14 protein-coding genes are annotated in these 16732 nt (G+C 65.5%); 2 read left to right on the top strand and 12 right to left on the bottom strand.

Annotated elements, in window-relative coordinates; all coding sequences use genetic code 11:
* Positions 1 to 10: 10 nt before the first annotated feature.
* The 10 genes from JQ587_RS00610 to sdhC all read right to left on the bottom strand — a co-directional run bounded on the left by JQ587_RS00610 (position 11) and on the right by sdhC (position 12037).
* A complete protein-coding gene (locus JQ587_RS00610; protein WP_212424115.1) occupies positions 11 to 2155 on the bottom strand; it encodes an OmpA family protein in 2145 nt (714 codons plus the stop codon).
* Between the two features lie 219 nt (positions 2156 to 2374).
* Positions 2375 to 2617 (bottom strand): hypothetical protein, encoded by a 243-nt coding sequence (locus tag JQ587_RS00605; protein ID WP_212303223.1) that lies wholly within the window; start codon positions 2615 to 2617, stop codon positions 2375 to 2377.
* A gap of 73 nt (positions 2618 to 2690) precedes the next feature.
* A complete protein-coding gene (locus tag JQ587_RS00600; RefSeq protein WP_212303222.1) occupies positions 2691 to 3077 on the bottom strand; it encodes a VOC family protein in 387 nt (128 codons plus the stop codon).
* 21 nt (positions 3078 to 3098) lie between these two features.
* Positions 3099 to 3956: an FkbM family methyltransferase gene (locus JQ587_RS00595; protein ID WP_433995287.1), complete on the bottom strand. Its 858-nt coding sequence runs from the start codon at positions 3954 to 3956 to the stop codon at positions 3099 to 3101.
* Between the two features lie 206 nt (positions 3957 to 4162).
* A complete protein-coding gene (locus JQ587_RS00590; RefSeq protein ID WP_212424113.1) occupies positions 4163 to 6121 on the bottom strand; it encodes an ABC transporter ATP-binding protein/permease in 1959 nt (652 codons plus the stop codon).
* A 39-nt stretch (positions 6122 to 6160) separates the two neighbouring features.
* Positions 6161 to 8314 (bottom strand): ATP-binding protein, encoded by a 2154-nt coding sequence (locus tag JQ587_RS00585; protein ID WP_212424112.1) that lies wholly within the window; start codon positions 8312 to 8314, stop codon positions 6161 to 6163.
* Between the two features lie 188 nt (positions 8315 to 8502).
* Complete coding sequence (locus tag JQ587_RS00580; protein ID WP_212303218.1) at positions 8503 to 9285, bottom strand: succinate dehydrogenase iron-sulfur subunit; 783 nt, start codon at positions 9283 to 9285, stop codon at positions 8503 to 8505.
* Between the two features lie 110 nt (positions 9286 to 9395).
* Positions 9396 to 11231, bottom strand: coding sequence for a succinate dehydrogenase flavoprotein subunit (gene sdhA, locus JQ587_RS00575; protein WP_212303217.1), 1836 nt, complete (start codon positions 11229 to 11231; stop codon positions 9396 to 9398).
* 3 nt (positions 11232 to 11234) lie between these two features.
* The gene (sdhD, locus tag JQ587_RS00570) at positions 11235 to 11609 is read right to left on the bottom strand and encodes a succinate dehydrogenase, hydrophobic membrane anchor protein (RefSeq protein ID WP_212303272.1); all 375 of its coding nucleotides are present in this window, start codon (positions 11607 to 11609) and stop codon (positions 11235 to 11237) included.
* Between the two features lie 26 nt (positions 11610 to 11635).
* Positions 11636 to 12037: a succinate dehydrogenase, cytochrome b556 subunit gene (gene sdhC / locus JQ587_RS00565; RefSeq protein ID WP_209968676.1), complete on the bottom strand. Its 402-nt coding sequence runs from the start codon at positions 12035 to 12037 to the stop codon at positions 11636 to 11638.
* A gap of 523 nt (positions 12038 to 12560) precedes the next feature.
* Between sdhC and JQ587_RS00560 the strand changes: the two genes are divergently transcribed.
* The gene (locus JQ587_RS00560; RefSeq protein WP_212303216.1) at positions 12561 to 13421 is read left to right on the top strand and encodes a sulfite exporter TauE/SafE family protein; all 861 of its coding nucleotides are present in this window, start codon (positions 12561 to 12563) and stop codon (positions 13419 to 13421) included.
* 232 nt (positions 13422 to 13653) lie between these two features.
* Here JQ587_RS00560 and JQ587_RS00555 read toward each other — a convergent pair whose 3' ends face one another.
* Together JQ587_RS00555 and JQ587_RS00550 are read right to left on the bottom strand one after the other, a co-directional pair.
* Complete coding sequence (locus JQ587_RS00555) at positions 13654 to 14151, bottom strand: DUF3658 domain-containing protein (RefSeq protein WP_212424111.1); 498 nt, start codon at positions 14149 to 14151, stop codon at positions 13654 to 13656.
* Positions 14152 to 14180: 29 nt separating this feature from the next.
* A complete protein-coding gene (locus JQ587_RS00550) occupies positions 14181 to 15710 on the bottom strand; it encodes a malonate--CoA ligase (RefSeq protein ID WP_212424110.1) in 1530 nt (509 codons plus the stop codon).
* 86 nt (positions 15711 to 15796) lie between these two features.
* Between JQ587_RS00550 and JQ587_RS00545 the strand changes: the two genes are divergently transcribed.
* Complete coding sequence (locus JQ587_RS00545) at positions 15797 to 16558, top strand: SDR family oxidoreductase (RefSeq protein WP_212303213.1); 762 nt, start codon at positions 15797 to 15799, stop codon at positions 16556 to 16558.
* Positions 16559 to 16732 lie beyond the last annotated feature (174 nt).

The following is a 16732-nucleotide window of genomic DNA, read 5'->3' as shown; positions in this document are numbered from 1 at the left end:
TGCGACGTGCTTACTGCCGCGGCGGCGGAGGCGGTGCCGCGTTGGCCTGGCCGCCGTTGAGTAGCGGCGTGATGCGACGAACGGTGACGCGCCGGTTGATCCGGCTCGGGCCGTCCGTCTGCTCTTTCAGATACTGCTTGCCGTAGCCTTGCGACGTCAGGTTCTCCGCGGGCACGCCAAACTGCTGGGTCAGCAGCTCGGCCGCTGCCTGCGCCCGGCGATCCGACAGTGACAGATTGTCGACGTCGTTACCAACAGCATCGGTGTGGCCCTCGATCAGGAACACCTCCTGCGGGTTGGCCTGGATCGCCTGGTTGATGCCGTCGGCGATCACCTGCAGCCGCGCCGCCTGGTCCGGCGGAATGGTCCAAGATCCCGTCTCGAAGTTGATCGTGTTGACGTCGATGCTGGGCATCGCCATGCGGACGTTCGGCGAGTAGCGGATCTCGTCGAGCGAGTAGCGTCGTTCGATCCGTTGCACCGGCGGCGCCCGCATCGTGTCGTAGATCACCTGCGGCGACGCTTCCTCGGCATCGACGATGTAGCGATCGTAGGGGATGCTGACCACCGGCGGCGGCACGTCGACATAGAAGCCGCCGACCGCCCGCGGATCGCGATAGGTGTTGTCGATGATCACGATCTCCCGTCCGCGTTGATCTCTGCGGATACGGCGCATCAAGCTGCCGTCCGGACCGACCACCGTGATGATCTCGGTGCCGTCAGGGCGGATCACGACCGTTCGGGTTTCGCCGCCGACCGTCTCGGTGCGGATGTCCCGCGCGCCATAACGGAAGCGGTAGAGATCGTTGCCGCGGACATATTCCTGACCGCTGGGGTCGCGAATGATGATGCGGTCCGGCTCGGTGTAGATGGTGCGGCCGCCTTCCACGACCTCCTGCCGTTGATTGCGGTAGTCGGCGATGGTGGCGCCGATCACGGCACCAGCCACCACGCCCGCGCCGATCGCAAGCGGCGTCAAGTCACGCTGCGGCGGACGCGGCGGCGGCGGCAGCGGTGCTGCGACTGTCGGGGCGGCGCGGAAGGCCGGCGCAACCGTCGGTGGCGCATATTGCGCCTTGTTAGGCGGCGGTGCTGCGGCCGGCGTGGCAGGAACGACCGTTGGTGCCGCGGCACCGGGCGGCGGAGCCGGGGGACGCGGCAGGGCACCGGCCTGCGGCGGCGCTGCAGGCGGTGTTCCGGCAGCGGGTGCGCCCGCGGGCGGCGTTCCACCCTGACGTCCTGGCGGCGGCGTCACTGCGCCGCCGGGCGCCGGCGTTGCCGTCGGAGCCGGAGCGGCACCTGGGGTTCCTGCAGCCGGTGGCGCGCCCGGACGCACGGGCGGCGTCGTCGGGGTGCCACCTGGCGCCGGCGTGGCACCTGGAGCTGGAGCCGGTGTTCCCGCAGCCGGGGGAGCGCCGGGGCGTCCGGGCGGCGTGGTGCCAGGCGCTGGCGTCGCGGACGGCGTGGGTGTCGTTGTCGCGGCAGGTGGTGTTGCCGGACGAGTTGCCGGGCCTGCGGGCGATGGCGTTGCGGTCGGAGCTGGCGTTGCCGCGGGCGCAGGCCGTGCTGCAGGAGCCGCTGCGGGCGGCGTGGCTGCAGCAGGTGGAGGCGGCGGAGGCGGAGTAGCCGGTCGCGCCGGTGCTGCCGCGGGCGGCGGCGGAGTCGGTGCAGGGGCGTGCTGCTGCGGCGCTGCTGCCGGAGGAGGCGGCGTGGGCGCATGCTGCTGCGGGGCTGCAGCCGGAGGCGGCGTCGGCGCCTTGGGTGCAGCGGGCGGCGGCGGGGGCGGAGGAGGTGCCTGATGGGTCGCGGGCGGCGGGGCCGGCGGAGGCGGTGGCGTCGGGCGTGACGGCGCAGCAGCCGGCGGAGGTGCGGCGGGCGGATGCGGCGGTGCAGCCGCGGGCGGCGGCGCGACCGGACGTGCGGGGGCGGCGGGCGGAGGTGCGGCTGGCGGCGGTGGAGCCGCCGGACGTGCTGCGGGCGGCGGTCCCTTTGGCGCTTCCTTCGGAGCCTGCTTCGGTTTTCCGTCAGGGCCCAATTCTGGCTGGGCCTGCGCGACCACGAGCGGCGGCGCGCTTTGCGCATGCGATGCGGAGCTTGCGAATTGCATCGCGGTTAGAGCCGTCGTGGCGAGCAGCACGAAACGAAGGTTGGTCATGTGGTTCAACTTCCCCGGAAGGTTCTTTGACGAAGTCTTGGTTTGACGGAGTGTCGTTTGACGAAGTGTTGGAATGAACGGCTACGCGTTAGGCCGCATTGTGGCGGGCGGAGCGGTCGCGGCCCGATTTATTTCTGCACGCAAATCACGTCACTATGGCGACGTTCATTGCGCATTCAGACGCAGGTTGCAATCGCCTCACATGTGTTCGCTCTCGTCTCACATGTGATCCTGCGACGAATTGGCATCCGTCGCGGGATTCGGCGCGAGCGGACCGCTTGGTCCGCGCGAAGGAATCTCTTCCGGCATGCGGCCCGGCAATTCGTCGGGCCGCGGTGATTCGCCGGGTTCGTGCACCGGCGGCGTGATCTCAGGCTGCGGATTGCCCGGTGGAATTCCCGGCGGCGGCTCGGTCGGCGTGCCGGGTGTCGATGGCGGTATCTCGGGCGGTTCGATCGGCATCGGCATCATGGAGATCAGTTGTCAGGAGAACGACAACGAGGATGCCGCGTCGATGTTCCCGCAGCGCGCCGTCCTATTCCGGCGCGTGACAGACGGCCTCGATGTTGTGGCCGTCGGGATCGAGCACGAAGGCGCCGTAATAGTCCGCGTGATAATGCGGGCGAAGGCCGGGCGGTCCGTTGTCGCGACCGCCGGCTGCCATTGCTGCCTTGTAGAATGCATCGACCGTCGCGCGGTCCTTCGCGCGAATCGCGACATGCACCGGCTTGTTCATCGCGCCTTCGCCGCCGATCCAGAAATCCGGCTTGCCGTCGGCGCCGAAGCCTGCTGCTGCGGCGTGGCCGGTCTGCTCCGCCGTCACCTCCATGATCAGGCTGTAATCGAGCGGCGCCAATGCCTTGGCGTAGAACGCCTTCGCGGCCTCATAGTCGGAGACGGACAAGCCCAAATGATCGATCATGGCAACCTCCGTGGTTCGTCGTCAGCGTGACAGGAACGTATTGCTCCGCGTCTTGCGCGCGATCGCAAAGCCGCGTGCAACCATGTCAGCGATACAATCTTCTCGCCATTCGTTTTGTGACAGATGCTCGATCACGACCGCACGCGGCCACAGCGATGGCGGCGCGTCGCGGAAGAAGCCGATCAGCACGCGGTCCTCGAAGCCTTCGACGTCGATCTTGAGCGAGTCGACCTGCGTGACGCCGGCCTCTTCGAGGATGCGCGTCAGCCGCAACGACGGCACCTTGATCGCATCCGTGCTCGCCGTGCCGGTGACGACATGCGTGGCGCCGAGATTGCCGCCGCCGCTCTCGATCATCAGCTCGCCGTCGCTGTCACCCGCGGCGGCCTGCACCAGACGCACCTGCATCGCCTTCGAGGCGGCATGGTTGAACGAGAGCCGGCCGAACGTCAGCGGATGCGGCTCGATCGCGACCACCTTGCCCGATGTGCCGACCTGCCGCGCCATCACCAGGGCGAAGGTGCCGACATTGGCGCCGACATCGACGAACGTGCCGCCGGCCGGTGTGTGCTGGCGCAGGAAGTCGAGCTCGTCGAGATTGTAATCGGGATTGAACAGCGCGCCGCGCTCGGTCGCGCTGCCCTGGTGGTAAAACCGGAACGAGGCGCCTTGATATTGCACGTCGACCGGGCCGCCGCGCAGCAGATTGACCAGCCGCGACATCCACGGCCGGAATGCGCCGCGCTTCAGCCCTGATCCTTGCGCGAGGCTGATAATCGCGGCCTGCGCCGCGTTTGGCGCAAATGCGCCGAACGGCGCGGACGAAAGGGAATTGTCAGGCGTCAAGCAGGCGGTCCTCGTTGCAGGCGGCGCATGCATAGCCGGTTTTGCCGGGGACTCCAACGTGCGATGCGAGCCATAACCTCGGTGTCGTCACGGCGAAGGCCGGGATCCATAACCCCAGGGAGGAGTGTGACGCGAGACGCCGACTTCGAGTCTTCGTCCAACCTCTCCTTGTGGGTATGGGTCCCGTATCTGTGCTTCGCTTGTCCGGGACGACGGAGAGGATGCGTTACGCCGCTTTTCTACGCCGCCTTTTTTGCCGCCGGCTTACGCTGGCGCAGGAAGCGCCCGAGCAGCTTTCGCTTGCCCTTGCGCGGGATCAGGTCGATGTCGCTAACGAGCTTGGCGCCGCCCTTGCGGCGCTCCAGCACGATCTTGCGACTGTGGAATGCCTCCAGCTCGACGCGATGCGCGACGCTGACGATGGTTGCCTTCGGCAGCTCGTCGGTGACCATCTGCATCATCTTGTCCTGGCTCTTCTCGTCGAGCGCGGAGGTCGCCTCGTCGAGCACGACGATATCAGGGCTGTGCAGCAACAGCCGCGCGAAGGCGAGGCGTTGCTTCTCGCCGCCTGACAGCGTCTGGTCCCATGGGCCTTCTTCTTCGATCTTCTCCTTGAGATGATCAAGGCCGACCTTGTGCAGGGCCTCGCCGATCTCCGCGACGGTCCAGTCGTCCTCGGCGCCGGGATAGGCGACCGCGCGGCGCAAAGATCCTGAGGGCACGTAGGGCCGCTGCGGCAGCATGAACAGCCGCCGGTCGGGATGGAAATTGACGCTGCCCCCACCCCAGGGCCAGAGTCCTGCGATGGCCCGCACCAGCGTGCTCTTGCCGGTCCCGGATTCGCCGGCGACCAGCAGCCGCTCGCCGGGCTCGATCACCACTTCGGTCTCGCCGACCACGGCGGTGCCGTCATCGAGCGTGACGGAGAGGTCGTTCAGCTCCAGCATGGCGTCATTGCCGGTCTCGCCGCGCTTGATGCGGCCGAGGCCGTCGCCCTGCTCGGCGCGCTCGAGCCCGTCGAGCGACATCATCAGCGAGGCGATCCGGCGGGCGCAGGCGTTCCAGTCGGCCAGCCGCGGGTAATTGTCGACCAGCCAGCCGAACGCGCTCTGCACGATGGTGAAGGCGGAAGCCGCCTGCATCACCTGTCCGAGCGTCATGCTGCCGTCGAGGAATTTTGGCGCGCACAGCAACAGCGGCACGACGGGCGCAACCAGGCTCGAGCCCTGCGACACCAGCGTCGTGCGCATGTGTTGTCCTGCGAGCCGCGCCCATTGCCTGAGCACGCTGGTAAAGTTGCGGTCGATGCCGCCGCGTTCCTCTTCCTCGCCGCCGAGCAGCGCGATGCTCTCACCATTCTCGCGTACCCGCGTCAGCGTGTAGCGGAAATCGGCTTCGGCCTGGTTCTTGTCCTCGGAGACCTGCACGAATTGGCGACCGATCATCAGGATCGAGCCGGAAGCGATGGCGGCATAGAGCACCGCGGCGATCACGAGGAAGCCGGGAATGGTGATGGACGAGCCGCCCAACGTGACGGTGAGCGCGCCGCCGATGGTCCACAGCACGACGATAAAGGTCGCGGCCGACAGCAGCGCCGAGGTTACGCCGGCGAGGAAGTCGACCGGCGAGTCCGTCGCGACGCGTAAGTCCTCGGCGATGCGATACTCCGGATTCTCGTGGTCGCCGCCGACGAGGTTGAGCTGGTAATAGCGCCCGTTCGTGAGCCAGCGCGTCAGCACGCTGCTCGTGAGCCAGGCGCGCCAGCGCCGCTGGATGCCCATGCGCACGAACACCTGCGCGACGCCAAGCACGATGCTGCCGATCGCGAGCGGGAAGAACATCGCGGTGAGGTGGAACACCGTGGTCGCATCGCGCTTCTCGATCGCGTCGAAGATCGCGCGGTTCCAGACGTTGATGCCGTATTGAAAGCCGACGGTCAGGACGATCAGCACGACGAGGCCGATCGAGAACGGCCAAGCGAGCCGATCGCCGTTGCGGCCCCAGAAGCCGCGCGCGCTGATCCAGAACCGCGTCAGCAGATAATCCTTGCGCGCCTGCTCGATCTCTTCGGGCGAGAGCTCTGAATCGGGCTCGAGCACTTCCGGCGGCGGCGGCGCGACTTCATCGCCGTTCTCACCGGTGATCTTCACGATGGGCGGCGTCTGGCCCTGCTCATTGTTCCGGACCGGCTTCTGCATGAGAGAGCAACGCGAACCGGTTCCCTCCGGTTCCCGACGTCACTCCGCCGCGCCGCCGCGCACGCGTTTCAGCCGCGCGGCCTGGTGCAGCACCCGCGACAGCTGCTCGATCGAATAGGGCTTCTGCACGAGCTCGAAGCCGCCGACGCCGTCCTGGGACAGAGCGTGGCTGTAGCCCGTGGTCAGCACGATCGGAACGCCGATGCAGCGATCTCGGATCGCCTGTGCCAGATCGAGCCCGGTCATCCCGGGCATGACGACGTCGGAGAACACGACGTCGAAACGATCGGGATCGCCGCTCAGTTCGGCGAGCGCATCGGTGGCGTTGTCGACCAGCGTGATGCTGTAGCCAAGCTCGGTCAGCCCGTCGGCAGCGAAATTGCCGAGCTCGATATTGTCCTCGACGACCAGCACCGACATGCCGCTCCCGGCAACGGCAGGCGCCGTGGTCGGCGCCTGGCTTCGTGGCAACAGATCCGCCGGCACGCGCGGCAGATAGAGCGAGAAAGTGCTGCCCTGGCCGACCTCGCTCATCACGGTCACCTCGCCGCCGGATTGCCGGGCGAAGCCAAACACCTGCGACAGGCCGAGGCCCGTACCCTGGCCGACCTGCTTGGTGGTGAAGAACGGCTCGAAGATGCGGCCCAATTGCGCCGCGGGAATGCCGATGCCGCTGTCGCTGACCGCGATACAGATGAAGCCATGGCTTCTTGAGGCCTGGCTGCCCGCGAGATGCGCCAGTGTATCGGGAGCGGTTGTCGCCGCGTGCACCGTGAAGACGATCCGGCCGTTGCCCTGCATGGCGTCGCGCGCGTTGGTCGCCATGTTGATCAGGGCGGTCTCGAACTGGCCGGCATCGGCATTGACGAGGCAGGGCTCGACCGGCAACTGCATGACGATCTCGATCGCGGGTCCCAGCAGTGTCGCGAGCATGTCGCGTAGCGACTGCACGCGCTCGCCGACGTCGAACACTTCCGGCTTCAAGGTCTGGCGCCGCGCAAAGGCGAGCAGCTGCGAGGTCAGCTTGGCCGCGCGCGCGACGGCTTCGGCGATCGCCGTGATGTAGCGCTGCCGCCGCTCCTCGCTCAGTTGCGGCCGGTTCAGGAGGTCGACAGAGGCGCGAATCACGGTCAGGAGGTTGTTGAAATCATGCGCGACGCCGCCGGTGAGCTGGCCCAGCGCCTCCAGCCGCTGGCTGTGCTTGAGTGCCTCCTCGGCCTCACGCCGCTTGGCAGCCTCGAGCTGGAGATGCTGGGTGCGCCGGAAGGCGAAGGCGAGCAGCACAAACAGCAGCGCGGTGGCGGGTGCGCCGAACACCAGATGCTGGCTGATGGTGGCAAGCCAGCGCGCGCGGATCGCGGAGGTCTCGAGGCCGGCACTGACATAGATCGGATATTCGGCGACCCGCCGGTAACCGATGCGCCGCTCGATTCCATCCGATGGCCAGGCGATGGTCATCAGTCCATGATCGGGATGGGCTGCGATGGTCCGGCCAACCGGCCCGTTCGGATCGAGCCGGAAGTCGTGATCAAGCCGCGGAAAATGCGCCAGCAGCACGCCGTCGGCGCGTCCCATCGCAAAGAAGCTGCCGGGCTCGGCGCCGATCCTGGCGTAAAAGCTCTCGAAATATTCCGGCAGGACCGATGCCTGGATCACGCCGGTGAAGCTGCCGTCGTCGGTCGATCGGCGGCGGCTGACGCCGAAGAAGTGCGCACCCTGATAGGGCTGGCGGGGCGTCAGCGATGCGCCGATGAAGGTGCCGATGCTCTGGTCGACATGGGCATAGAAATAATCACGGTCGGCAAAGCTCAGCTCCGGCGGCGGCGAGGCGAGGCTGTTGACCAGCGATTTCCCGTTCGCATCGAAGATCCAGGCTGATTTGAGCTGCGGCAGCGCGTCGGTGAGCTGCTTCAGGCGCTTGTGCAGCGCGCCTTCTCGTGACCGGATCACATCGTCGGGAAGGTCGCGGACGACCTCGTTGAGCTCGGCGAGGCTGCGGTCGATGGTCTCGAACACCTTGAGCGCATGCTCATGCGCGACGTCGAGCGTGCGCTCGATCTCCCGGTCGGCGATATCCAGCGTCGAATTGTAGGAAATGGTGGAGGCGATCGCGAACAGCGCAATCGGCAGCGCCAGGGATGCAGCCATCATCCACTGCAGCAGTCTCAGCGAATTGCGTTGCGCGCCCTGCACGGTCGCTCCGGTCCCCCGACCGCGGAGCTTACTTGAATCTTACGCCGGGAAGGAAGCGGCTTGTGGCGGAACTGGAGGTTGCAATTCACTGATTCGCCCGCGCCGCGGGACGGACAGGCGCTGCCCGGAAACACCCCGGCGGCAGGACGACCCGGGCCGTTCGGCCCGGGATCGCAGCAGCAATGCAGCTAGATCTGGCGCTCGACCATCTTGAGCTTGAGCTCGGCGATGGCCTCGGCCGGGTTCAGGCCCTTCGGGCAGGCCTTGGCGCAATTCATGATGGTGTGGCAGCGGTAGAGCCGGAACGGGTCCTCGAGATTGTCGAGCCGCTCGCCGGTCGCCTCGTCGCGCGAATCAGACACCCAGCGGTTGGCCTGGAGCAGGGCGGCGGGGCCGAGATAGCGGTCGCTGTTCCACCAATAGCTCGGGCAGGAGGTCGAGCAGCAGGCGCACAGGATGCACTCGTAGAGGCCGTCGAGCTTCTCGCGGTCCTCGTGGCTCTGGCGCCATTCCTTCTGCGGGGTCGGCGACGTCGTCTTCAGCCACGGCTCGACGGAGGCGTATTGCGCGTAAAAATTGGTCAGGTCGGGAACCAGATCCTTCACCACCGGCTGGTGCGGCAGCGGATTGATCTTCACCGCGCCGTCCTTCACGTCGTGCATCGAGCGGGTGCAGGCCAGCGTGTTCTGGCCGTCGATGTTCATGGCGCAGGAGCCGCAGACGCCTTCGCGGCAGGAGCGGCGGAAGGTCAGCGACGGGTCGATGTGGTTCTTGATCCAGATCAGGCCGTCCAGCACCATCGGACCGCAATCATTGGTGTCGACGTAATAGGTGTCGACGCTCGGATTCTTGCCGTCGTCGGGGTTCCAGCGATAGACGCGAAACTCGCGCGTCTCGGTCGCGCCCGCGGGCTTCGGCCAGGTCTTGCCGCCGGTGATCTTGGAGTTCTTCGGAAGTGCGAATTCAACCATTGCTCTAACCTTTCGTCATTCCGGGATGGTCCGAAGGACCAGACCCGGAACCTCGAGATTCCGGGTTCGATGCTTCGCATCGCCCCGGAATGACGAGCACTTGTTGCTCTTCAATACACGCGCGCTTTCGGCGGGATGTACTGCACGTCATTGGTCATGGTGTAGTCGTGAACCGGGCGGTATTCGATCTTGACCTTGCCGGACGAGTCCAGCCAGGCGAGCGTGTGCTTCATCCAGTTCTTGTCGTCGCGCTCGGAGAAGTCCTCGCGGGCATGCGCGCCGCGGCTCTCGGTGCGGTTGGCGGCCGAATTCATCGTCACCACCGCCTGCGAGATCAGATTGTCGAACTCGAGCGTCTCGACCAGATCCGAATTCCACACCAGCGAGCGGTCGGACACGGCGATGTCGGTGATGCCGCTGTGGACCTTCTCGATCAGGTTCTGGCCTTCGCTCAGCACTTCGCCGGTGCGGAACACGGCGCAGTTGTTCTGCATCACGTGCTGCATGCCTTCGCGGAGCTTTGCGGTGGGCGTGCCGCCGGAGGCGTAGCGGTAATGGTCGAGGCGGCCGAGCGCGAGATCTGCCGAGTTTGCCGGCAACTCGGGCTGCTTGGCGTTCGGCGTCAGCTTCTCGGCGAGGCGGAGCGCAGCGGCGCGGCCGAACACGACGAGGTCGATCAGCGAGTTGGAGCCGAGGCGGTTGGCGCCGTGCACCGAGACGCAGGCGGCTTCGCCGATCGCCATCAGGCCGGGAATGACGGCGTTGTCGTCGCCGTCCTTCTTGGTCAGCACTTCGCCGTGGTAGTTCGTGGGGATGCCGCCCATGTTGTAGTGCACGGTCGGCACGATCGGGATCGGCTCGCGCGTCACGTCGACATTGGCGAAGATCTTGGCGGATTCGGAGATGCCCGGCAGGCGCTCGGCGAGCACCGCGGGATCGAGATGGTCGAGATGCAGGAAGATGTGGTCCTTCTTCTTGCCGACGCCGCGGCCTTCGCGGATCTCGATGGTCATCGCGCGCGAGACGACGTCGCGCGAGGCGAGGTCCTTCGCCGACGGCGCGTAGCGCTCCATGAATCGCTCGCCCTCGGAGTTGACGAGATAGCCGCCTTCGCCGCGCGCACCCTCGGTGACGAGGCAGCCCGAGCCGTAGATGCCGGTCGGGTGGAACTGCACGAACTCCATGTCCTGCATTGGCAGGCCGGCGCGCAGCACCATGCCGCCGCCGTCGCCGGTGCAGGTGTGCGCCGACGTGCAGGAAGCGTAGGCGCGGCCGTAGCCGCCGGTCGCGAGGATCACGGTCTGGGCGCGGAAGCGGTGCAGCGTACCGTCGTCGAGCTTGAGCGCGATGACGCCGCGGCAGGTGCCCTGGTCGTCCATGATCAGGTCGATGGCGAAGAACTCGATGAAGAACTCGGCTGCATGGCGCAGCGACTGGCCATACATCGTGTGCAGCATGGCGTGACCGGTGCGGTCGGCGGCGGCGCAGGTGCGCTGCGCCTGGCCCTTGCCGTAGTCCATGGTCATGCCGCCGAACGGACGCTGGTAGATCTTGCCGTCCTCGGTGCGCGAGAACGGCACGCCCCAATGCTCGAGCTCGTAGACCGCGTCGGGCGCGTTGCGCACCATGTATTCGATCGCGTCCTGGTCGCCGAGCCAGTCCGACCCCTTCACGGTGTCGTACATGTGCCAGCGCCAGTCGTCCTTGTGCATGTTGCCGAGCGAAGCCGAGATGCCGCCTTGCGCCGCAACCGTGTGCGAGCGGGTCGGAAACACTTTGGTGATGCAGGCGGTGCGCAGGCCCGCCTCGCTGCAGCCGACCACGGCGCGCAGACCCGCGCCGCCGGCGCCGACCACGACGACGTCATAGGTGTGGTCTTCGATCGGGTAGGCTTTGCCGTTGGTGGCGGGAGCGCCGTTGCCCTTGCCATTCGTCTCGTTGGCCATGGGTTACACTCCAGATGAGATCTTGAGGATCGCGTAGATCGAGGCGAGCGCGACGGCGATCGAGAAGAAGTTGTTGAGCATGATCGAGACGAGCTTCAGCTTCTCGTTGTGGACGTAATCCTCGATCACGACCTGCATGCCGATCTTCATGTGCCAGGTGCTGGCGACGATGAAGAGCAGCATGATCACAGCGATCGGCAGCGAGCCGAGGATGACCTTGGCGCCGGCCTGGTTGCTGCCGAGCAGCATCATGACGACGACGATCACCGGCAGCATCAGCAGGGTCATGGCGACGCCGGTGATGCGCTGGCGCCAGAAATCAGAGGTGCCGGAATGCGCGGCGCCGAGATTGCGGACGCGGCCGAGCGGGGTGCGCATGCTGCGCTTGGGCGTATCGGGTGCGCTCACCGGACACCTCCGATCGCGTAGGCGATGATCCAGATCAGGATCGTCAGCACGACGCCGCCGATCAGGGCGGCCCAGGTCAGCGCTTCGCGCTCATTGGCCTTGAAGCCGAAGCCGAGGTCCCACACGAAATGCCGGATGCCGCTCAGCATATGGTGCATCAGCGCCCAGGTGTAGCCGAACACGATGAGCCGGCCGATGATGCTTCCGGTGAAGGCCTGCACATTGGAATAGGCCGCGGCCGAACCTGACGCGGCCGCGATCAGCCACCAGGCCAGCAGCAGGGTCCCGACGTAAAGGGCGATGCCGGTGGCGCGATGGACGATGGACAGCGCCATCGTCAACGTCCAGCGGTAGACTTGCATGTGTGGTGATAGCGGTCGTTCGATCCGTGCGGTCATGGGCTTTGATGTTTTGTGGCGGCCCGGCAGGGCGCGCGCGGGGATCGCGAAAGGTCGGCTCTATTTACGGAGTCGATTTGGCCTGTGCAATCACCAAATCGCCATAAATCGAATCTGCGTTCAGCTCTAGAACGTTGATGAACCAAGGCCAATCAGGGGCTTGGTATACCAGAACAATGGCGCACCGGCAAAGAAACGAATATTAAATCACTTCTTGTAGGGGCGGCCGAGGCGCATTGAAATTACTATTGGAACGGCTCCAGGCCTCCGGCCGGTTGCCAGGGTTCGAACCAGTCAGTTCATGACGCCGACGCCAGCGCCGATGGTCGACGCACCATTTCCGATTTCCGTCCTGCGCATCGATTTTCCGCCTCGCGGAGGATATGCGCACCCTGCATCCCACCCAAGACGGCACGCGCAGCATGTCGACCGGGTGAGTCGGATCGCCTAGAGCTTGGCCCGCAGCCGAATCCAAGCGGATGTTTCGAAGACGCTGCGACCAGTCGCAGGGGGCAGGTCAGGGGTGATTGCAGGTCTCGACATCAGGGAGATCATCGAGCTCGCGCTGTTGCTGATCGCAACCGGTGCGCTCTCCGGATTCCTGGCCGGCGTGTTCGGCATCGGCGGCGGCGCGATTCTCGTGCCGGTGTTCTACGAATGCTTCCGCATCGCCGGTGTGCCGCTCGAGGTACGCATGCCGCTCTGCATCGGCACCTCGCTCGCGGTGATCATCCCGACGTCGATCCGGTCGTTCCAGGCGCATTACAAGCGCGGCGCCGTGGATATGACCATCCTGCGCGTATGGTGGCTGCCGATCGTGATCGGCGTCGTCGCCGGCAGCGTGATCGCGCGCTATGCGCCGGAGAAGCTGTTCAAGATCGTGTTCGTCGCCGTCGCCTATTCCGCGGCCGCGCGTCTCATTTTTGCGCGCGAAGGCTGGAAGTTCGGCGACGACCTGCCGATGGGCCCGTTGATGCGCATCTACGGCTTCTGCGTCGGCATTTTGTCGACGCTGATGGGCATTGGCGGCGGTCTGTTCTCGAATTTGCTGATGACGTTCTACGGCCGCCCGATTCATCAGGCGGTTGCGACCTCATCGGCGCTGGCGGTGCTGATCTCGATTCCCGGCGCGCTCGGCTACATCTACGCCGGCTGGCCGGCCGCGGCGACCTATCCTGCCGTCGTAGCGCTGCAAATCCCGTTCGCGCTCGGCTACGTCTCGCTGATCGGCGCCGTGCTGGTGATGCCGATGAGCCTCGTGACCGCGCCGCTCGGTGTGAGAGCTGCGCATGCAATGTCGAAGCGGACTCTGGAGGTCGCGTTCGGCTGCTATCTGTTGATCGTGGGCAGTCGGTTCGTGATGAGCTTGGTGGGCGGGCAGTGATCGGCGTGAGCCAAAACGCCCGCCACACACTCCGCTGTCATCGCCCGGCTTGCCGCCTTCGCTGAAGCTTCGGCGTGCCGAGTGCCCGTGTGAGCCCCGGCGTAGCCTTGGCGGAGCCGGGATCGGGCGATCCAGTATCCCAGAGACGGCGATAATAGAACCGAGATGCCGCGGCGTACTGGATTGCCCCGGTCAAGCCGGGGCATGGCAGTGTGCCGTAAAGACTCCTCGCTTAATCCTTCAATTGCACTTCGCTGCGGAACCACGATTGGATATCGCCAATGCCTTCGATGCGATCTGAGTCGGAAAGCACTTTCAATCGCGCGGCAATCATCTTGTCGTCGATCGGCAATCCAAGCTCTTTGCAGCGATCCATCGCACGGGTGGCTATCGCCGAGGTCTTCCGCCAAGTCGGCTTCATGACCGAGAAAATGATCTTGTCGAGTCGTTGCTCGGTTACTCCCGGCGGGAGCTGCACCTCGTCCCACGTGAGCGCGCAGATATATTCATATGGTTCCCGGTCCGACTTTGGTGGCTCAAGGTCGGGGTGCTGATCGTAGACGGGCTGAAGTAACTCGTCCTCCAGCGCGCCAAGGATGCCGTAAAAGCTGTCTTCCAGCTTGATCCGCTCAGCCTTGCCTAGCCCAGCGATAGCCATTCGGGCTTGGTCCAATGCCGTGCAGGCATCAAGCAGATGATCGTTGATCCGGACCGCCTGCTCTCGGTTCATGTCCCCCCCAAGCCCCGGAGCGTTCGCTCCTATTTCTTCGCGTAAATATCCTTGTACGTATCGCGCAGCACGTTCTTCTGCACCTTGCCCATGGTATTGCGCGGCAGCTCGTCGACCACGAAGACGCGCTTGGGCATCTTGAACTTTGCGATCCGGCCGTCGAGCGCCTTCAGCACCGCGGCTTCCGTGACGTCGGCGCCCTTGTTGCAGACCAGCACGGCGGTGACGCCCTCGCCGAAATCGGCATGCGGCACGCCAATCACGGCGGACTCGGCCACACCAGGCATGGCATCGATCTCGCTCTCGATCTCCTTCGGGTAGACGTTGAAGCCGCCGGAGATCACGAGATCCTTGCCGCGGCCGAGAATGTGGACATAGCCCTTGTCGTCGATCTTGCCGAGATCGCCGGTGATGAAGAAGCCGTCGGGCCGGAACTCCGACTTGGTCTTCTCCGGCATGCGCCAATAGCCCTTGAACACGTTCGGGCCCTTCACCTCGATCATGCCGATTTCGTCGCGCGGCAGCTCCTTGCCGGTCTCGGGCTCGGTGACGCGCACGGAAACGCCGGGGAGCGGGAAGCCGACCGCGCCGGGCACGCGCTCGCCGTCATAGGGGTTCGACGTGTTCATGTTGGTTTCGGTCATGCCGTAGCGTTCGAGCACGGCGTGCCCGGTGCGCGCCGACCATTCGCGGTGGGTTTCGGCCAGCAGCGGTGCCGAGCCGGAGATGAAGAGCCGCATGTGTTTCGTCGTCTCGCGCGACAGCGCGGGATTTTGCAGGAGGCGCGTGTAGAAGGTCGGTACGCCCATCAGCACCGTCGCGCGCGCCATCAGCTTGATGATCAGATCCGGGTCGAGCTTCGGCAGGAAGATCATCGACGCCCGCGCAAACAGCGTGACGTTGGTCGCCACGAACAGGCCGTGCGTGTGGTAGATCGGCAGCGCGTGGATCAGCACGTCCTTGTCGGTGAAGCGCCAGTAATCGACGAGCGAGAGCGAGTTCGAGGCGAGATTGTCGTGGCTGAGCATCGCGCCCTTGGAGCGGCCGGTGGTGCCCGACGTGTAGAGGATCGCAGCGAGATCGTCGCTGGCGCGCGGCACGGTGGTGAATTCGCTGCTCGCCTTGTCCGCGGCGTCCGTCAGCGAGCCCTTGCCGTCAGCTCCCAGCGTCTCGACCTTGGCCTGCACCTTGGCGGCGATCGGGGCGAGGCCTTCAGCCTTCGAGGGATCGCAAACCACCAGAGAGGGTTCGGCGTCGCCAATAAAATAGTCGAGCTCGTTGAGCGTATAGGCGGTGTTGAGCGGCAAATAGACTGCGCCGGCCCGCACCGTGCCGAGATACAGCACGATGTTGACGACCGATTTCTCGACCTGCACCGCAACGCGATCGCCAGGCTTTACGCCGCGCGCCACCAGCACGTTCGCCATCTGCCCGGCCCGCGCGATCAGATCGCCGTAGCTGATATGGGCGCCATCCTGCGTCTCGATCGCGAGGCGTTTGGGATCGTCGAGGCTGTCGAACAGGCGGGAAAACAAATTGGCGTTGGCGATTTGGTTCATGCAACATTCCTCGCCGGCGAAGGCCGGTCAAACCCGAGGGCTGGATTAGCAAAAACCGCCCCAATGAAGCAACGGAGACAGTTGGCATGACCAAAGGTGGGAAACGCGTGGCCTGGGTCACGGGCGGCGGCAGCGGCATCGGGGAGGCCGGTGCGGAGGCGCTTGCGGCCGACGGCTGGACTGTGGTGGTCTCTGGCCGCCGGCAGTCAGCCCTGGAGACCGTGGTCGCCAAGATCACCAAGGCGGGCGGGACGGCCGAGGCGCTCGCGCTGGACGTGTCAGACGCCACTGAGGCCCAGAAGGCGGCCGACCACATCGTCGCGAAGCATGGTCGGATCGACCTGCTCGTGAACAATGCCGGCATCAATGTGCCCAAGCGCAGCTGGAAGGACATGGAACTGGACGGCTGGGACAAGCTCGTCCAGGTCAATCTCAACGGCGTGCTCTATTGCATGCGCGCGGTGCTGCCGACAATGCGCAAGCAGCAGGACGGCTCGATCATCAACGTCTCGTCCTGGGCCGGCCGCCACGTCTCGAAGATGCCGGGCCCGGCCTACACCACCACCAAGCATGCGGTGCTGGCGCTGACCCATTCCTTCAACATGGACGAATGCGTCAACGGCCTGCGCGCCTGCTGCCTGATGCCGGGTGAGGTCGCAACGCCGATCCTGAAGCTGCGCCCGGTGGTGCCGAGCGAGGAGGAGCAGGCGAAGATGCTGCAACCCGAAGATCTCGGCCGCACCATCGCGTTCATTGCCAGCATGCCGCCGCGCGTCTGCATCAACGAGCTGCTGATCAGCCCGACGCACAATCGCGGGTTCATCCAGACGCCGCATAACAGGGATTGAGGCCTCTCGTCGTCCTGGACAAGCGGAGCGCAGATCCAGGACCTATTACCCCGGGAAGTAGTTTGGCGAAGACTCGTGGTTACCAGTCTCGCGCAACAACTTCTTCTTGGGGTAATGGGTCCTGGCTTTCGCCAGGACGACGGCGGAGTTTGTCGCGCTCCCGTCGCCACCACA

It is taken from the genome of Bradyrhizobium manausense, assembly GCF_018130615.1.
GTDB classification, from domain to species: domain Bacteria; phylum Pseudomonadota; class Alphaproteobacteria; order Rhizobiales; family Xanthobacteraceae; genus Bradyrhizobium; species Bradyrhizobium manausense_A.
This window is presented reverse-complemented; position numbering and strand designations above follow the sequence as displayed.